Source organism: Nonomuraea sp. CA-141351 (assembly GCF_050944675.1).
Lineage (GTDB): Bacteria > Actinomycetota > Actinomycetes > Streptosporangiales > Streptosporangiaceae > Nonomuraea.
Window position 1 is genome coordinate 6952400 of the sequence record NZ_CP191982.1, and the last position, 18379, is coordinate 6970778.

13 protein-coding genes and 1 pseudogene are annotated in these 18379 nt (G+C 69.3%); 7 read left to right on the forward strand and 7 right to left on the reverse strand.

Annotated elements, in window-relative coordinates; genetic code table 11:
- Positions 1–21 precede the first annotated feature (21 nt).
- From ACQPWU_RS32965 to ACQPWU_RS32980, 4 genes are all read right to left on the reverse strand, one after another.
- Positions 22–2946 (reverse strand): BTAD domain-containing putative transcriptional regulator, encoded by a 2925-nt coding sequence (locus ACQPWU_RS32965; RefSeq protein ID WP_433428635.1) that lies wholly within the window; start codon positions 2944–2946, stop codon positions 22–24.
- A 25-nt stretch (positions 2947–2971) separates the two neighbouring features.
- Positions 2972–3742, reverse strand: a complete 771-nt coding sequence (locus ACQPWU_RS32970; protein WP_433428637.1) for an SDR family NAD(P)-dependent oxidoreductase — start codon at positions 3740–3742, stop codon at positions 2972–2974.
- 433 nt (positions 3743–4175) lie between these two features.
- The gene (locus ACQPWU_RS32975; RefSeq protein ID WP_433428639.1) at positions 4176–5309 is read right to left on the reverse strand and encodes a HupE/UreJ family protein; all 1134 of its coding nucleotides are present in this window, start codon (positions 5307–5309) and stop codon (positions 4176–4178) included.
- Positions 5310–5373: 64 nt separating this feature from the next.
- A complete protein-coding gene (locus tag ACQPWU_RS32980; protein ID WP_433428643.1) occupies positions 5374–9342 on the reverse strand; it encodes a metallophosphoesterase in 3969 nt (1322 codons plus the stop codon).
- A gap of 373 nt (positions 9343–9715) precedes the next feature.
- Between ACQPWU_RS32980 and ACQPWU_RS32985 the strand changes: the two genes are divergently transcribed.
- The 3 genes from ACQPWU_RS32985 to ACQPWU_RS32995 all read left to right on the forward strand — a co-directional run bounded on the left by ACQPWU_RS32985 (position 9716) and on the right by ACQPWU_RS32995 (position 11731).
- Positions 9716–10837, forward strand: coding sequence for a glycoside hydrolase family 53 protein (locus tag ACQPWU_RS32985; protein ID WP_433428646.1), 1122 nt, complete (start codon positions 9716–9718; stop codon positions 10835–10837).
- A 104-nt stretch (positions 10838–10941) separates the two neighbouring features.
- Positions 10942–11469, forward strand: coding sequence for a hypothetical protein (locus tag ACQPWU_RS32990; protein WP_433428648.1), 528 nt, complete (start codon positions 10942–10944; stop codon positions 11467–11469).
- 121 nt (positions 11470–11590) lie between these two features.
- Positions 11591–11731, forward strand: coding sequence for a hypothetical protein (locus ACQPWU_RS32995; protein ID WP_433428650.1), 141 nt, complete (start codon positions 11591–11593; stop codon positions 11729–11731).
- 128 nt (positions 11732–11859) lie between these two features.
- Here the strand turns inward: ACQPWU_RS32995 and ACQPWU_RS33000 are convergent, their stop codons facing one another.
- From ACQPWU_RS33000 to ACQPWU_RS33010, 3 genes are read right to left on the reverse strand one after another with little or no spacing between them, the layout of a single operon-like run.
- A complete protein-coding gene (locus ACQPWU_RS33000; RefSeq protein ID WP_433428652.1) occupies positions 11860–12693 on the reverse strand; it encodes a carbohydrate ABC transporter permease in 834 nt (277 codons plus the stop codon).
- Positions 12683–13582 carry a carbohydrate ABC transporter permease gene (locus ACQPWU_RS33005; RefSeq protein WP_360694265.1) on the reverse strand — a complete coding sequence of 300 codons (900 nt, stop codon included), beginning with the start codon at positions 13580–13582 and terminating at the stop codon, positions 12683–12685. Before ACQPWU_RS33005 ends, ACQPWU_RS33000 begins: the two co-directional genes overlap by 11 nt.
- On the reverse strand, positions 13549–14808 hold the full coding sequence (locus ACQPWU_RS33010) for an ABC transporter substrate-binding protein (protein WP_433428655.1): 1260 nt from the start codon (positions 14806–14808) through the stop codon (positions 13549–13551). Before ACQPWU_RS33010 ends, ACQPWU_RS33005 begins: the two co-directional genes overlap by 34 nt.
- A 329-nt stretch (positions 14809–15137) precedes the next feature.
- Here ACQPWU_RS33010 and ACQPWU_RS33015 point away from each other — a divergent pair, with 329 nt between their 5' ends.
- The 4 genes and pseudogenes from ACQPWU_RS33015 (at position 15138) to ACQPWU_RS33030 (ending at position 18172) form a co-directional block, all read left to right on the forward strand.
- The gene (locus ACQPWU_RS33015; RefSeq protein WP_433428657.1) at positions 15138–16148 is read left to right on the forward strand and encodes a sugar phosphate isomerase/epimerase family protein; all 1011 of its coding nucleotides are present in this window, start codon (positions 15138–15140) and stop codon (positions 16146–16148) included.
- Between the two features lie 105 nt (positions 16149–16253).
- A pseudogene (locus ACQPWU_RS33020) lies at positions 16254–16373 on the forward strand (Beta-galactosidase C-terminal domain); the annotation flags it as partial.
- Positions 16374–16404: 31 nt separating this feature from the next.
- Entirely contained in the window at positions 16405–17130 is a 726-nt protein-coding gene (locus ACQPWU_RS33025; RefSeq protein ID WP_433428660.1) for a ThuA domain-containing protein, read from the forward strand.
- Between the two features lie 7 nt (positions 17131–17137).
- Positions 17138–18172, forward strand: a complete 1035-nt coding sequence (locus tag ACQPWU_RS33030) for a Gfo/Idh/MocA family protein (protein ID WP_433428662.1) — start codon at positions 17138–17140, stop codon at positions 18170–18172.
- The last annotated feature ends 207 nt before the right edge of the window (positions 18173–18379 follow it).

The window sequence follows — 18379 nt, forward strand, 5'->3', positions numbered from 1 at the left end:
CGATGGCTGCCCCGGCGGAGCTCACCGCAGCAGAATCACCGCCTCGACGAGGCTTTCGGGCAGGCCCATCAGGCGGAGCGCGTCCGGGGTGGAGGCGCCGATCACGGCAGCCGACTCGACGATCTCCCGGTATCGCGACCGAGCCGCGGCGTGGTCGCCGCGCGCCTCGGCGACGCGACCGAGCCCGGCGAGCGCGCGCACCCGGTTGCCGAGGCTTTTGATCCAGTACGGGTCGATCCGTTCAAGAGCATTCGCATACAGCCGCTCCGCCTCGGTAAGGTCCTGCTCCAGCAGGGCGATGTCACCGAGGCCGCGGAAGGCGGCCGCCAGGGTGGTGGCGCTGCCGGCGCGGCGGGCGAGGTCGGCGGCCTTGGCATAGTCGGCGCGGGCCGCCGCCGCGTCGTCGCCGGCAAGGTGATCGCCCCGGTTGACCAGCAGGTCGGCGCTGTCCTCCAGGGCGCCGAGCTGCTCGGCGAGGGAGAGCGCCTCATCGGTGAGCGCGATGGCCGTCGCGCGATTACCGTGCGTGCCCGCCAGACTCGCGAGCGTGTCCAACGCCAGCGCGGTGCCCCACCGGTCTCCGAGCGAGCGGAATCCCTCGGCGGCCGCGCCGAAGCCACGCTCCGCCGCCGCGATGTCACCCTCACCGAGGAGCCCGAATCCCCACACGTACTCGGCGACCGCCCGTACCCACGGCTCTGAGCGGTCGCGCTGGGACGAGACGAGCGCGAACGCGCCGTGCGGGTCGGCCTCGCTCGCGTTCCACATCATCCACGGCAGTAGGACGGCCGGATAGCGGCCCGGCTCGGCACCTGACCACGCGGCGGCCAGCGCCTTGCCGGCCTGCGCGCGGTGCCGCTGCCACACCGGCCGCCCGTCCTCGCCGGACGCGGCCAGCAGGACGCACGCCGCGTACTCCTCGCCGAGCCCGGCCGGGAGCGCGCGGCTCCCGGAGTCCACAGACCCCACGGAGTCCAGCGAGTTCAATGAATCAAGCAGCGCGATCGCCTGCGGCGCCACCGAGGCGGCCGCGCCTCGGATCCACAGGTACGTCGAGGCCGAGGCGAGCAGTTCCAGCGCCGTCTCCACCTCCCGCCCCTCGACCGCCCAGCGCACGGCCGCCAGCAGGTCGGCGTGCTCGGCCGCCAGGACCGCCAGCCACTCCAGCTGCTCGGCCCGCCGCAGATGCGGGTCGGCCATCCGCACCAGCTCCAGGACGTGCCGGGCGTGGGCGCGCCGGGCCGAGTCGCGTTCGCCCGCCGCGTCGAGCCGTTCGGCGCCGTACGCGCGGATCGTCTCCAGCATGCGGTAGCGGCCCCCCGCGACCTCGAGGAGTGACTTGTCGGCCAGCGACTCCAGTGTCTCGGCGTCGGTGCCGCACACCCGCACGGCGGACTCCGCCGTCGCGCCCCCGGCGAAGACCGTGAACCGCCGCGCGGCCCGCTGCTCGGGCTCGGACAGCAGCTCCCAGCTCCACGCGACCACCGAGCGCAGCGTCCGGTGCCGCTCATCGGTCGTACGGCTGCCGCGGGCCGCGACGGCGAGCCGGTCGTCGAGCCGTCCCGCGAGGTCGTCGATGTCCAGCGTGCGCAGCCGGGCCGCCGCCAGCTCGATGGCCAGCGGCAGGTCGTCGAGTGCCGCGCAGACCCGCCGTACGATCTGGGAGTCGGCCGCGAACCCGCGCCGCACGGCTCGGGCCCGATCGGTGAACAGCCGTACGGCCGCCTCGTCGTCGAGCGGCCGTACCTGCCAGAAGTTCTCCCCGATGATGCCGAGCGGCTCCCGGCTCGTCGCCAGGACACGCAGCCGCGGGCAGGCCGCCAGCAGCCGCGCCACCAGCGCGGCGACCTCTTCGACCAGGTGCTCGCAGTTGTCCAGGACCAGCAGGAGCAGCCGGTCCGACAGTGCCCCGACCAGGCGATCGAGCGGCTTCTGCCCGCCGTCCCCCAGCTGGAGCCCGTTCTCGCGCAAGCCCAGCGCGCCCAGCAGCACCTGCGCCAGCGCGCCGCCATCACGTAACGGCGCCAGCTCCACGAAGCACACATCGTCCGCGGCGACACCGGCCACCTCGACCGACAGCCGGGTCTTGCCGACCCCGCCCGGACCGGCCAGCGTGACCAGCCGGGCCACGCGCAGCAGTTCGGCGACCTCGGCCACCTCCTCGGCGCGGCCGACGAAGGACGTCAGCTGGGCGGGCGGCGCGGTGGGGGACGGCGACGGATCGGCGCTCAGCAGCTCCCGGTGGAGCGCGACCAGCTCGGCCGACGGATCGGCGCCCAGCTCGTCGGCCAGGTGCCGCCTGGTCTCCTCGAACACCACCAGCGCTTCGGCCTGCCCGCCCTCGGCGAACAGCGCCCGCATCAGCAGCCCCGCCAGCCGTTCCCTGAGCGGATGGCGGCCGACCAGCTCGCGCAGCTCCGCCACGGCCGCACGATGCTCGCCCAGCCGGAGCTCGCCCTCGATCCGATCCTCGAGGGCCCCGAGCCGGCGCTCCTCCAGCCGTACGGCGGCGGACTGAGCGGTCCGGCTCTCGCCCAGGCCGGCCAGTGCCGGCCCCCGCCACAGCTCCAGCGCCTCGCGCAGCAGCGCGACCGCCCGCTCGGCGTCGCCGTCGCGCAGCGCGGCCCGGCCCTCCTGGGCCAGCCGCTCGAACCGGCAGGCGTCCACGTCATCGTCGTCGACCACGACGCGGTAGCCCGCCCCGGCCCGCTCGATCAGGGACGCAGAGCCCAGCGCCGTGCGCAGCCGAGAAACCTGGGACTGCAGCGCGTGCGCCGACAGCGCCCCGTCCGGGTCGATCTCGTCGGCCAGCCGGTCGGCCGACACGACCTCGCCCGGACGGACCAGCATGAGGGCCAGCAGCGCACGGCGGGCCGGGCCGCCCAGCGGAACCTCCGCCCCGTCGTCACGCCACGCCCGGGTTTCGCCCAGGATTGCAAACCGCATGCCGGTGATTATCCACCGGCGAGGATCACGCGTGGGCGATCGGGCCCAGGTAGGTCCCGCCGGACACGTCGATCGTCTGGCCGGTCACCCACCGCCCCTGCGGGCCCGCCAGGAAGCCGACGACGTCGGCGACGTCCTCGGGCTCGCCGAGCCGCCCGAGCGCGGTCATCGCCTCCAGCCCGGCCACCACCTCGGGGATGGAGCTGTAGCCCGCGGTCATGTCGGTCCGCACCGCGCCCGGTGCGACCGTGTTCACCGTGATGCCGCGCCGGCCGAGCTCGTTGGCCAGCGACGGGGCCATCGACTCCAGCGCTGCCTTGCTGATGGTGTAACCGATCTGTATGGTGACCGCGAACCGGCTGGCCGTCGAACCCATGTTGACGATGCGGCCGCCGTCGTTCAGCAGCGGCAGCGCACGCTGGATCACGAAGAACGGCGTGGTGACGTTGATCGCCAGCAGCCGGTCTAGCTCCTCCGGGGTGACTTGCGAGATCGGGTTGACCGAGGCGATGCCCGCGTTGTTCACCAGGATGTCCAGCCCGCGTCCCGCCAGGCCGGCGGTCAGCCCCCCGAACAGCTGGTCCACCGCACCGGCCTCGCCGAACCGCGCCCGGACAGTGAATGCCTGGCCGCCCGCTTCCTCGATCCGCGCCACGGTCTCCTTGGCCGCCTCGTCGTTGCCGCCGTAGTGCACGGCGACGAGCGCGCCCTCCGCGGCCAGCCGCAGCGCGACCGCCCGGCCGATTCCCCGCGATGCGCCCGTCACCAGCGCGGTCTTGCCAGCCAGAACGTCCATTTCCGCTCCTCACTCCGTGGCCGGATCCTCGGTGGCTCCGGCGATGGAATGACAATGGCGGCGATGGCTCACCGCACGCTCACCGCCGGTTCACCGGCCGCTGATGGGATCTCGGCGCCGGTCCCATCGGTCTCCTCCCCGTCGCTCTTGCCAGTGCCGCGGCCACGGTCACGGCGACCGACATGTTCGACGAGCCCCTACGGCTGGCGCTCCGGGTGGGCCGCTGTACGTCGCGGGCGCCCGCGAGCTGACGTTGACGGGATCGAGCCGCTTCCACCACAAGATGCCGGCCGTCTTGGCGATCACGAGCCGTGACGCCGAACGTCAGTTTTCGGGCTCGGCACCGCGGTGGCGGTGTCTCAAGGGGCCGCCGACGCCCGGCGCTGGAGCAAGGTCGTTGTGTCGTTCGCCCCGGCAGAGCCGGCATCACCTGTCAGAGCGGCAGCGGGATGCGGTCGAAGAACCAGTACAGGCTGACCGCCACGATGGGGACCGACATCGCGGCCACCGCCCAGCGGGCCGCGGACGTCCGGCGCAGCAGCACGAGCAGCGGGAAGAGCACCGCGATGATCACGAGCTGTGTCGCCTCGATGCCGACGTTGAAGCTCAGGAGCGACAGGAGCAGCTCCCACGACCCGCTCTCCTTGATGTCGAGCGCGCCCGCGAAGCCGAGCCCGTGCACCAGGCCGAAGGCGAAGACGATCGGCAGCCGCCATTTGCCCAATTTGTCCTCTTCGCGGCCCAGGAGGTTGGCGACCGCCACGACGATGATCGACGCTGCGATGACCGGTTCGACGATCTGTCCCGGCACGTCCACGACCCCCATCGCCGCCAGGAGGAACGTGATGCTGTGGGCGGCCGTGAAGGCGGTGGCCGTGACGACGACGTCGCGCAGGCGCCGCGCGCCGATGAGGAGGGCGAGCAGGAAAAGGATGTGGTCCAGGCCGAACGCCAGGTGCTCGGTACCGAGCAGGAAGAACTCCCAGACCTGATGCGATGCCGGGCGCTCGCCGACCCGCAGGGTCGGGATCCTGGCGTCCAGGACCGCGGAGCTCGTCTCGCCGTCGAGGTCGTACCGGACCATCGTCTTCGTGCTGTGGACGAAGCTCTCGGCGTCGGGGAACAACGCGCTCGAGATCGCGTGCGTTCCCCCTTCCCCGCCTTGGCAGGCGTAGGCGAGGGTCAGCACCGCGAAGGCCGTCTTGCCGCGGAGGCGGACGTCCGCGTCGCCCACCGTCGTGAGCGCGCACGGCTTGTCGTCGTACGCCACGGCGAAGCGGCGCGTCACGTAGTCGGTCACGGCGTCACGGTTGAGCTTGAGCTGGCGGAGCTGTTCGGTCCGCTCCTTCGCCTCATAGGCCTCCGCGTAGAGCCAGGCCGACTTCATGAGGAGGTCGTACTCCAGGTCGAGCACGACACTGACGTTCGCGCCCTTGCCGGTTACCTCGGCGTGGGCGGTCGTGGTGGCGTCGTGCGCCGCCGCCGGGGCGGGGTGGACCAGGTCGGCCAGCACGCCGCCGATCATGACGGCGAGGACGACGGCGAACAGCCAGTGCCTGCGGGGCATGTCTGTTTCTCCAGATCAGAGGGTGAATGCCGCCCCGGACCGGGTCCGGGGCGGCAGCGGTCGGCTAGCGGTTGAACCAGCGGTACATGGGCGAGTCAGGCCCCCACTTGCCCGGGCCTCCGTGCTCGTCCTTCGTGACGAAGACGCTCGGCTCGGAGGCGGTCACGCCGCCACCGGCGGATCGTGCCGTGACGAACCAGGCATAAGCCGTGTCGTCCTTGAGGCGGTCCCAGGTCACCGAGGCGAGCTGGCCCGACGCGACCGTGCTCTTGCCGATGATCCGCGTGGGCTTGTAGAGCGCCAGCGAGTCGGTCTGGAAGGTCGTCGTACGGGAGGTGAGATCGACCGGCAGCACCATGTTGTCCTCGCGCCCGTCATAGCGGCGCAGCGGGTCGAACTCGGTGGCGCCGAAGTCGTTGAGCAGCGGGGAGTAGGTGTCCACGCTCAGCTCCGCCCGCTTGACGTTGAACTGCAGCAGCCGGAAGAAGCTCGCGCCGAACTGGAGCTGGTCCTGCGGGTTGTACCCGCCGATCTGGGTGAGCCCCAGGCGGTCGGCCGACACCGTGTAGAACTGGTAGTCGGCCAGGAGCTCGACCACGCCGTTGCCGACCTGGCCGACCTTCGGCTTCACGTTGGTGCCCACGCCGTGCTCGTGCCCGGCGAGGATGAGGAAGACGTTCGGGTTCTTCTCGACCACCGTCTTGTAGAGCATCGAGCCGTCAGGGGCGGAGAATCCGGTGCCGCGCCCGTCGGGGTTGGTGCTCGGCACCAGGTAGTCGTGCGAGAGCAGGATGCCGTTGCGGTTGGAGTACTTCTTGAAGATGGAGTCGGCCCACTCGGCCTCCTCCCTCGTCACACCGTACGACAGGCCGACCACGACGAAGTCCAGCCCACCTGCGGAGAACAGGTCGTAGTGGTTCTGGTTGTCGCCTTCCTTCCACGGCCCGCCGTACTTGGCGTGCTCCCAGCCCTGTGACAGGTTCTGGTACCGGCCGGGGCCGTAGTACTTGTTGTAGATGGCCTCCGGCCCGTCCTCGGTGCCCGACTGGTTGTCGTGGTTGCCGGCGATCACGCCGTTCGGGATGCCCGCGTCGTCCAGCACCTTCTGCAGCTTCGAGGACAGCTCGAACTCGCCGACGACCTGCTTCTGCGTGGCCTCGTCCGCGGGCTTGCGGATGTTGTTCTCGATGATGTCGCCGGTGTGGGCGACGTACGAGATCTTGCGCTGGTCCTTGTTCTCCTTGATCCAGTCCATGACCTTGGAGTAACCGGACTCCCACACCCCGCGCTCCTCGGGGGTCTCCTGCTCCACCGCGCCCTCGGAGAGGTACTGCGTGTCGGTGTAGTGGACGATCGAGAAGTCGTAGGTGGCGGGGTCGGCGAAGCCGTTCGGGTCGCCGGGCTCGATGTCGTCGGCGAACGGGTCCTCACCCGTTACCATGACGTGGACCTGCTGCTTGTCGACGTACCCCCGGTCGACGACGGCCGTGAGGGCGGTCTTGCCCCCGGCGACGCCGCGGGCGCTCGTCAAGAGGTCCCACGCCTTGGTCTTCGTGTTCCACACCCGCAGCGACGCCAGGCGCTCGGGGTCGATGACGCCCTCCCAGCGCAGGACCGGGGAGTCCACGTGACCCTGTACCTGGACGTCGTACCGCTGGTAGACGACATCCTGGCCGGCGGGCGCGTCGAGCGTCTTGCCGTCGGCGGGCTCGAGCTCGTCTGTCTTGACGCGCATCTCGCCCGGAACCTGCAGGGTCGTCGGGACGGATTGGGCCGTGCCTTGGAAGACCTGGTTCGGGGCGAGGATCTCGGCCTGGGAGAACGTGGCCGTGACCTGGCCGCCGTCGGGCTCGGCCACCTTCGCCGAGAGCTTGACGGGATCCGACACGTCCACCGCCCCGAGCGCCGGGGTCAGCTCGGCGGGCACGTCCGGGATGCCCGCGGACTCGAACACGATCTCGCGGGTCGCGGTGTTGCCGAGACCGTCGGCGCCGGTCACGGCGAGGGTGTGCTTGCCGGCGTGCAGGCCGGGGCCCACCTGGGCGCCCAGCTCGATCGGGTTGCCGTCGAGCTTGACGTCCGGTCCGGACACGACGCCGGAGGCGTCCTCGAGCTTGACGTCCAGCACGACCGACGCGGTGATCTTCACATCCGCGGCCGGGACGCTCTTGGCGACCTTCGGCGCCGAGTTGTCACTGATCAGGACGCGGGTGGCGACCTCGCCCGCGGCCGACGTCGCGGCGATGGTGTGCTTGCCGTCCTTGATGGCCGTGGTGTCCAGGTCCGCGCGCAGGCCGCGGGCCGGAGCGTCAACGAGGAATTCGAGGTCGATCTCGGTGAGCGGGTTCACGTTGTCGCCGCAGTTGCCGTCGCCCATGCCGTACGAGGACTTGAGCATCTGGCCGGATGCCGTGCCCCGCGCCGGGGTGAGGACGATGTTCGAGATCGCGAAGTCGTCGCGGTTGTTGCCGCACGACGTCGGGAAGGTGCCGGCCACGAAGTCGATCGTGTTCCAGCCGGGCACCAGGAACTCGTCCGGGATCGTGAGGTCGACGCGCTTGCTCACGAAGTCGCCGTCGAGCACGACCTTCTGGCCGTTGACGAGCACGAAGTTCTGGTAGCGCGCCTCGATCGAGTTGCTGCCCACGTTGAAGCTGAGGGTCGCGTTGCCCGAGCCGAGCGTTTCGACGATGTGCACCGCCGGGGCGTCGATCGTGTAGCGCAACTCGACCTCGCGGAGCAGGGTCTGGCTGCTGCCGCAGGTGCCGTCGCCCATCTCGTACGACGACTTGATGTCCTTGCCGGTCACGGTGGCGCCGTCCAGGGCGAGATCGAGGTTCGCGATCGTGAAGTCGTCGCGGCCGTTGCCGCAGGACTCCTTGTAGTCCCCGGTGACGACCTTGATCGTGTTGTCGCCGGGCGCCAGGAACCGGGCCGGGATCGCGACGGTCGCCCGCTGGTTCGCCCAGGAGCCGCCCAGGTCGATGCGCTTGCCGTTGACCAGCAGGAAGTTGTCGAACTTGTCGTCGATCGAGTCCGCGCCCACGTCGAAGGCGAACTTCGCGGCGCCGTTGCCGAGTATGGCCTTCGTGGCGGGTTCGGCGCCGTCGACGGTGAGGGACTTGACGCCGCCCTCGCCCGTGGCCGGGACCGTCGCGAAGACCGGCTTGGTGCCTGCCACGAGCGTGCCGTCCGTAGGCAGCAGCTTCGGCGCCCCGGTCGGAGCGTTGTTCACGGTCACGGTGTTCTTGACGGCGACGCCGGCCGCGGTCGTGGCGGTGATGGCGTGCTCGCCGTTGGCCAGCGTGGTGGTGTCCACGTCCGCAGTGAGGCCCGTGGTGCCCTGCGGGTCGCCCTGGACGAAGAACTTGAGCGTCGCGCGCTTCAGCAGCGTGGTGTTCGTGCCGCAGCTGCCGTCGCCGAAGGAGAAGGTGTACGGGTTGTCCTCGCCGTCCGCGACCTCCCCAAGGAGTTCGAGGCCCACGTCGGACAGCACGAAGTCGTCGTAGTTGAGGCCGCATGAGGACTGGATCGTCCCGACGACGATCTCGACGGTGTTCTCTCCCTTGACGAGGTGCTCGTTCGGGATCTCGATCGTCGCCCGCTCGTTGACGAAGTTGCCGATCTCGCTGCGGTACCCGCCGTTGACGAGCACGTAGCTGTGGTACTGCGCCTCCGTCGAGTTCGAGCCGACGTCGAAGCTGAGCTTGGAGACGCCCACCGTCCGGGTGGCGTTGAGTGCGGTGTCGTCGATGGCGAGTTTCGTGACGCTGTCACCGGCCGCGGTCGGGACCGCCGCGACCTTCACCGTGCCCTCGAGGTACGAACCGCCGGCGGGGGTGAGCGTCGGCTGGCTCTGGGAGCTGGTCGGCGTCGGGCTGGGCCGTCCCCGATCCTGTTCCGCCTGTCCCGGGTCGGCGTGCGCCGCGGTTACGAGGCTGCCGGCCAGCAACACCGCGGCCGCGGCGACCGCGGCGAGACGTCCTCGGCTCCGTAAACCGCCCAGTAGCTTTCGTGCTGCCAATGGCTGCATCAGCTGCAGTCCCTTCTATGTCGCGCATAAGCAGCCGATAAGGCGGCGTGCTCTCGGGCGGACACTTTGGAGCGCACGAGTGAACAGTGTGCATCGAGTGAGAGAAGGGAAGGGAAACGATCAACTCATTCTGGGCATCTGTCACGAAATAGGAACAACTAGGTCACACGTCCCACGGTGGCCAGGAACCCTCGCGAAACAAGGGCGAAACACTCTCTTCCCCGCTGCCGGATTCTTCTTTATCCTCGTGCTCAAGGATTCTGTGAACGTTCACAGTACAAAGAAGGCCTCCCCTGCCCCCCATAAGCGCATTCTTAAGGCATATCACCGCCTTCTCCGTCTGTGAGCGTTCACACAAATTAAGGAGATCGGGATGGCCGTCCACCGCTTACGAAGGATCCGGGTCACGCTCCTACTGACACTCGCGACGCTGCTCGCGGTCGTACCGTTGAGTCCCGCGCCCGCGGCCGCCGCGACGCTGACCATGCGCGGCGCCGATGTCTCCTCGCTCCAGCGGAGCCTGGACCTCGGGGCCAAGTACTACGACGCCGGGGGCACAGCCGCCGACCCGCTCGACATCCTCAAGGGCGTCGGAGTCAACTACGTCCGGCTGCGCATCTGGAACAACCCGGCAAGCGGCTACAACAACAAGGCCAAGGTCCTGGCCTACGCCAAGACGGTCAAGGCAAAGGGCCTCGGCCTGATGATCGACTTCCACTATTCGGACACCTGGGCCGACCCGGGCAAGCAGTACAAGCCGGCGGCGTGGGCGAGCCACGGCATCAGCCAGCTCCAGACCGACGTCTACAACTACACCTACGACGTCTGCAACAGCCTGAAGGCGCAGGGCACCACGCCGGACAGCGTGCAGATCGGCAACGAGATCAACGTCGGGATGCTGTGGAACGACGGCAAGGTCATCAACAACGACTTCACCAACCTGAGCCTGCTGCTGAAGGCCGGCTACAACGCCACCAAGGCGTGCAGCAGCGGCACCCAGGTGATCATTCACACCGCGGACGCCGACAGCCTCGCGAACGCGCGCTGGTTCTACGACGGGATCCGCGCCAAGGGCGTGCCATGGGACATCACCGCGCTGTCGTACTACTGCATGTGGCACGGCTCGCTGTCCACCCTGTCCACTGTGATCAACGACGCGCGTTCCCGCTACGGGAAGCCGGTCATCGTGGCGGAGACCGCCTACCCGTTCACCGCGGCCAACGCCGACAGTGAGGCGAACGTGGTCGGCGGCTCGGCGCCGTGCTCGGGCTACCCGGCCACCTGGACGGGACAGGCGAACAACTTCACCGCGGTCCAGAACACCGCCCGCAGTGCCGGAGCGATCGGCGTCTTCTACTGGGAACCGACCTGGTACGCCATCTCGGGCAACGGCTGGGACCCGGCCAACATCAACGGCACCGGCGACCAGTGGGACAACATGGCCACCTTCAACTGGACCGGCGGCATCAACCCCAACATCAGGTGGACCGCGTAGAACGCGGCCACCTCTTCGTGATGGCGACGCGCCCGCACTGCCACAAGCGGGCGAGCCGGGCCAACTCGGGCGCGTCTCCTTACAGGGGGTATATGGTCGCGATCATGAAAAAGACCATCGCACTGCGGATCGGCCGGTCGGCGCTGGTGACGGCGCTGGCTGGAGGGGTCGCTCTGGCCGTGGTAACGCCCGCGGCGCTCGCCGCCCCCACCGCCGCGCAGAAGATCACGTTAGGACCGTTCGGGTACGGCAGCCTGAAGCTCGGGATGACCGCCGCGAAGGCCCGGGCGACCGGCAAGATCGTCCGCAAGACCATCGACGCGCAGACCACGTGCACGACCTGGGACCTGAAGGAGGAGCGATACGGCAACGACCGGGCAGGGGTGTTCATCTCGAAGAAACGCGGCGTGGCCGCGATCGTCGCGCCCTCCGGGGCCAAGACGCCTCAGGGCATCGGCAGGGGGGCCGACAGCGTGCGGGTGAAGGCGGCCTATCCCGATCTGAAGAACGGCCCGCTCGGGCCTACCGCCAATGTGCCCGGCAACCCGAAGGCGTCCTACGTCTTCAACGTGGGCAAGCACGGGGTCCTCGCTGTGGCCCTCGTCATGAAGGCGCAGGACTGCCTCAAATAGCGGCCGGTCACGCTCTTTCAGGCCGGCGCCACACGAGACGACGCGGCCGACTTCCTGGACTGGCAGGCTCTGGGCTCAGGACATCGCCGGTGTGGCGACCAGGCTGATCGTGGCACAAGGCATGCGTGGCCTGACTCACCGCACCGTCGACAGGGCGTCCGACCTGCCGGAAGGCTCGACCTCGTACTACTTCAGGACCCGCCGGGGTCTCGTGTGCGCATCGGCCGGACGGCTGGGCGACCACACCGCCGCCCAGGGCTGAGCCTTCCCAAGCCCCGCGGCCGCCCAGCCCGGCGCCATGGACCGCGCGCCGGCCGTCACCCGGCGAGCGGACACCGGGGCGCCAGGCGTTGGCGGGCAGCCGCGGACGGGCACGGATCCGACGTGCCCTCAGCCCTTGAGGCCAGTGGTCGAGATGCCCTCGGTGATGCGGCGCTGGAAGATCAGGAAGAAGCCCAGGATCGGGATCAGCGACAGCACCGCCATCGCGAGCATCGGGCCCCAGCTGGAGCCGCCGCTGGAGTCGAGGAACGCCCGGAGCGCGAGGGGCACCGTGTAGGTGGACACATCGCTCAGATAGACGAGCTGGCTGAAGAAGTCGTCCCATGTCCAGATGAAGGTGAAGATGGCGGTCGTGATCAGCGCGGGCCGCGACAGCGGCAGGATGATCCGCCAGTACACGAGGATGGGCCCGCACCCGTCGATGCGGGCCGCGTCGTCCAGCTCGCGCGGCAGCGACCGGATGAACTGCACCATCAGGAAGATGAAGAACCCGTCCACGGCCAGGAACTTCGGCACGATCAGCGGCAGGAACGTGTCCACCCAGCCGAGGTACTTGAACAGCGTGTACTGCGGCACGATCAGCACGTGGATCGGCAGCATGATCGACATCAGCATGATCGCGAACCAGAGCTTCCTGAACCGGAAGCTCAGCCGGGCGAAGGCGTAGGCCGCCATCGAGCACGACATCACGTTCCCGGCCACGGCCGCCGCGGCGATGATGAACGAGTTCGCGAAGAACCCGCTGAAGGGCACTCCCAGCGCGCCCCACCCGGTGGCGTAGTTGTCCGCGACCACGGTCTCGGGCACCAGCCCGGGATCGGTGAAGATCTCGTCGTTGGGCTTGAACGAGGAGCTGATCAGCCAGAACAGCGGATAGAGCATGACGAGCGCGCCCACCACGACCAGCAGGTGGACGGCCCAGCGACGGCGCCTAGTCGGCATAATGCACCCAGTACCTCGCGGAACGGAAGGCCAGCGCGGTGAAGGCCGCGGTCACCAGGAGGAGCACCCAGGCCAGCGCGGAGGCGTAACCCATCCGGAAGTTCCCGAAACCCTCCTGGTAGATGAACAGTGTGTAGAACAGCGTGGAGTCCGCCGGTCCCCCGGTGCCGCCGCTGATGATGAACGCGGGGGTGAACGCCTTGAAGGCGTTCACCGTCTGCAGCACCAGGTTGAAGAAGATGATCGGGCTGAGCATGGGCAGCGTGATGCGGAAGAACGCGCGCACCCGCCCGGCGCCGTCCACCGCGGCGGCGTCGTAGAGCTCGGCGGGGATCTGCTTCAAGCCGGCCAGGAAGATCAGCATCGGCGAGCCGAACTGCCAGACGTGCAGCACGATCAGCGTGTAGATCGCGTACTGGGGCGTGGAGATCCAGCTCGGCCCCACGATCCCGAAATATCGCAAGGCGTCGTTGATCAGGCCGTCCGCCCCGAAGATCTGCCGCCAGAGGATCGCCACCGCGACGCTGCCGCCCAGCAGCGACGGCAGGTAGTAGGCGGCGCGGTACAGCCCGACGCCACGCATGGGCCTGTTCAGCAGCACCGCGACCAGTAACGCGAACGCGCCGGACAACGGAACGGAGAAGACGACGTAGATCAGTGTGACCCGTACGGCGTTGACGAAGTGCGGGTCGTCGGTGAGCATCCTGGCGTAGTTGTCCAGGCCCACGAAGGACGGCGCGGTGAGCAGGTCGAAGTCGGTGAAGGAGAGCGCCAGCGAGGCCAGGATCGGCCCGCCGGTCAGCAGGAGCAGACCGGCGAACCACGGCAGCAGAAGCAGGTAGGCCGAACGTCCCTCTACTTGAGCAGGCGTCGGGCTTCTTCGAAGAATCGGGACACCCCCTGATCGATCGTGAGCTTGCCGAAGCCGATCTGCTGGTTGATGTTGGTGAGCACCTTGTTGTGCAGCTCACCGGCGCCGAGCGGCTGCGGTGGAGGGAGCGGGCCGATCTCGTCCTTGATGGCGTCGATGTAGCCGTACACCAGCTGCTCGGACGGCGACGCCTGGGGCCGCAGCGCGGCGCGGATCGGTTTCGCGGGCGGGATGCCGCGCTCGGATCCGAGCGGGGCGGCCACGTCCGCGTCCGCGACGAGCGCGTTGACCAGGGCGACCGCGTCGTCCTTGGCCTTGCTCCCAGCGCTGACGGTCAGCAGCATGGATGGCTTGTAGTACTGGCCGGGCTTGTCGCCCGTCGGGAAGGTGTGGATGCCGATCTCGTCCTTGGTGAGTGACATGTAGGCGGTGAGCTGGTTCGACCAGGCGAAGTCCATGACCGCCTTGCGGGTGGCGACCAGGCTGTTCTGCACGTCGCCCAGCGCGGTGGCCTGTACGTCCGGCGGTGTGGCCGCGCCCGACTTGCGCAGGCCGTCCCAGAACGTGAACCACTCCTTCAGGTCGTTCTCGTCGTAGGCGAGCTTGCCGTCGGCGGTGAAGAACATCTTGCCCCGCTCCAGCAGCCAGTTCTCCAGCGCGCCGCCGTCCTGGGCACCGTCCTCGGTGCCGAAGACACCCTTGCCCGCCAGCTTCTTGGCCAGCTCGCCGTACTCGGGCCAGGTGAAGGTCTCGGGGATCTCCACCCCGCGCTCTGCCGCCAGGGTCTTGTTGACGATGAGGGCCATGGAGTTGATGCCGAAGTTCACGGCGTACTGCTTGCCGTCGATCTTGCCGGCGTCCACCACGTCAGGATCGAAGCCGGACAGGTCCAGGCCCTTGCCGACATACGGGCCCAGGTCCAGCAGGCTGCCGCGCCTGGCGTACTCGCCGAGATAGGAGTAGTCCATCTGGATCACGTCGGGGGCGTTGCCGCCCGCGGTCTGAGTGGCCAGCTTCTCCCAGTAGCCCTCCCAGCCGGAGAACTGGGTCTTGACCTGGACGCCGGGCTTCTTCTTCCTGAAAGCGTCGATGGCCTTCTGCGTCGCGGTGTGGCGTGTCGTGCTGCCCCACCACGCGAACTGGAGGCTGGCACCCGAGCTTCCGCCCCCGGCGCAGCCGGCCAGGGCGAGGGTGGCCGCGGCCGCGCCGAGCTGGAGGAATCCTCGTCTGCTGAGATCGCTCATGCGGGGTGTGTCCGTCCATGGAGCCAAATATTTAACTCAGGACGTTAATTGCACCGTAACACGACGTCAACGCCCTACGCCAATCAGTTTCGAGGTGACTCGGGCACTTAGTCCGATTTGAAGCGGAAGATGCGCGTACGTCCGCGATTAGGCCCTCCCCTGTCGGCGCAAGTCGGGTTACATTCGCGTTGCTTTGCCCTCTCTTATCCCCCCGAGCAGACCGAAGGGAGAGGCATGAAGGCGCGAACAGCACCCGCGGCCATCACTGCTGCGGCCGCCGCCACGCGAGCCTCTGGGACGGCGGCTGCTCGGGCTCCATCCAGACCACCGTGCCGATCAGGCACTATCCGGACACCGACCACCTCACCGACCCCGGCACCGGCGACCTGCCCCCGCTGACCAGCGGCGACCAGGTCGTGCTCCAGCCCACACGTCAGGAGATCACCATGTGTTACGGTTACGGCCCGAGCAGGCGGTCCCTGCTCGCCGCAGGCCTCGGACTCGGGGCGGCCGCCGTCGCCGCCGCCTCCCCCGCCGCCGCGGCCGCACCGCTCAACCACGGCAGGGGCCACATCCCTCCCGGCCAGATCAGCATCCAGCTCTGGACGGTACGCGACGACCTCGCCAAGAACTACGACACCACGCTCGCCTACCTGGCCGAGATCGGCTACCCGAAGGTCGAGCTCGCGCTCGGCTACTTCGGCCGGACGGCCCAGCAGCTCCGCGCGTTCCTCGACGGGCTCGGCATCCGCTCCACCTCCAGCCACGACGGGCTCACCGCCGACCAGGCCGCGCTGGACACGAAGATCAACAATGCGCTCACCCTGGGCCAGTCCTTCGTCGTCGTCCCCTACCTGAACTCCACCAGCAAGGACGAGTGGAAGGCGTGGGCCGAGCGCATGAACGTCGAGGCGGAGGCCGCCCGCTCGGCCGGACTGCGCTACGGCTACCACAACCACGCCCACGAGTTCACCACCGACCTCGGAGGGGGCCGGACCCCCTGGGACGTGCTCACCTCCGAACTCGATCCGCGCCTGGTCCACCTGGAGATCGACATCTACTGGGCGGTCACCGGCGGCATCGGGCGTGGCGCGGCCGACCCGGTCGGCTTCACGCTCGACGTCATCCGCAAGGCGCCGCAGCGCGTGCTGCAGTTCCACGTCAAGGATCGCCATCTGGACGGCGACATGGCCGACCTCGGCACCGGGACCATCGACTTCCGGCGGATCTTCGACAGGCACCGCGTGAAGGAGTACATCGTGGAGAACGACACGCCTGACGTGACTCCTCGGCAGACGGCGGAGGTCGGATACCGCTACCTGCGGAAGGTGACGTTCTAGGGATCTCCCAGCGGGGCGCGGGCGCGCAGGGAGGTACAGCGGGGCAGGCCCGCCGAGGTCACGGGCGCCTGGTACGACGAGTTCAGCGACCTCACCGACGAGCCCGCGTCCGTGCAGGTCAGAGACGTGCTCGGCGGTTCCGCGCTCGAGGCGGGGGCAGAGGTGCGACTCGACCCGTGGGACGTGCGGGTGCTGTTGGAGACGGCGGACGGCGACGTACGCTGATCACGCGCCCGTACGTGCCAGGAAGGAAACCATGGCGGTCAACGTCACTGTCTGGAGCGAGTACTACCACGAGCCACGCGAGGAGGCGGTACGCCGCATCTATCCCGACGGCATCCACGGCGCCATCGCGCAGGGGCTGACCGAGCTGCTGGGCGACCAGGTGCGCGTGCGCACGGCCGTGCTCGACGACCCCGAGCACGGCCTGACCGACGAGGTCCTGGCCGGCACCGACGTGCTGACCTGGTGGGGCCACATGGCGCACGAGGAGGTGAACGACAAGATCGTGGAGCGCGTGCGGCGGCGCGTGCTGGGCGGGATGGGCCTGCTGGTGCTGCACTCCGGCCACTACTCCAAGATCTTCCGTGCGCTGATGGGCACCACCTGCACGATCACCTGGCGCGACGCGGGTGAGCGCGAGCTGGTCTGGACGGTCGCGCCCGGCCACCCCATCGCGCGCGGCGTGCCCCGGCCCCTGGTGATCGAGCAGCAGGAGACGTACGGCGAGCCGTTCGGCATCCCGGAGCCCGACGAGCTGGTGTTCATCAGCAACTTCAGCGGCGGCGAGGTGTTCCGCAGCGGCTGCTGCTTCCGCAGGGGTCTGGGCCGGATCTTCTACTTCAGCCCCGGCGACCAGGAATATCCGATCTACCACCACCCCGGTGTCCGGCGCGTGCTGGCCAACGCGGTCCTGTGGGCCGCCCCGCCGGAAGGCGTCGGCGAGCCGCTGCAGAACGCCCACACCCCGATCACGTGGTAGGCGCCGCATGACCTTCAACACCGTCGAAGAGGACAGGCGGCTACGCGGCGTGGTGGTCGGCGCGGGTTTCATCGGCGGCCAATGGGCGCCCGAGCTGCTCGCCCACCCGGAGACCTCGCTGGTCGGCTGGGTGGACGTGGACGAGGAGCGCGCCCACGCCGCCGCCGGCAAGCTCGGCCTCGACGACCTGCCCGTCAGCTCCTCGCTCACCGCCGTGCTGGACGGCGAGGAGCCCGACTTCATCGTCAACTGCACCGTCCCCCAGGCCCACCACGACGTGACGGTCACGGCGCTGCGGCGTGGGGTGTCGGTGCTGAGTGAGAAGCCCATGGCGGTCACCCTGGACGAGGCCCGCTCCATGGTGCGGGCCGCCGACGAGGCGGAGCGGCTGTTCGCGGTCAACCAGAACCGCCGCTTCATGCCCACCTTGGTGGCCTTCCGGCGCACGGTGGCCGACCTGGGGCCGTTGGGGGTGCTGACCTCGGAGTTCTTCATGCCCTACCGGGGGAAGGCCTTCCTCGACACCCTGGAGCATCCGCTGTTACAGGATATGGCGATCCATCTGTTCGACGCGGCGCGGGCGGTGTCGGGAGCGGATCCGGTCTCCGTCTACTGCGAGTCGTTCCGGCCCTCATGGACGTGGTATCCGGGGGCGTGCTCGGCCACCGCGATCTTCGAGATGACCGGCGGGCTGCGGTACACGTTCGCCGGGAGCTGGTCGGCGCCCGGCCAGCCTACGTCGTGGACGGGCAGCTGGCGGGCCGCCGGCACGCGCGGCACGGCTCGCTGGGACGGCGACGGGCATCCGACGGCGGAGGCGGCAGAGGGGCAGGCGCTGGAGGCGTACCTGCCGGGAGCCGATCCGTTCCCCGATCGCCGGCGCTTCGGCGGGCTGGCCGAAGGGCTGGAGGAGTTCGTGACTGGGCTGCGTACGGGGCGGGCGCCGCAGGGCGAGTGCCACGACAACATCCGCAGCCTGGCCATGGTGACGGCCGCCCTGGAGTCGGCCCGCACGGGCACTCGGGTGGCGATCACGCCCTGACAGCGCGGCGCGGCCCCCGAACGCTGGAATGGGGGTCGCGTTGCCGGGCGCGTCCAGTCCGCGGGGAAGGGACCATCCCACCGGCGGCATCTCGCATGTTGCCGACGGACCTCGGCCCGCGCACGCGGACACGGGCATACGGAGGTTCGCCGTGCCTGCTCTTCCCCAGCGCCCTTCGCTCGAGCACCTGCGCGGGGGGACTTCGGC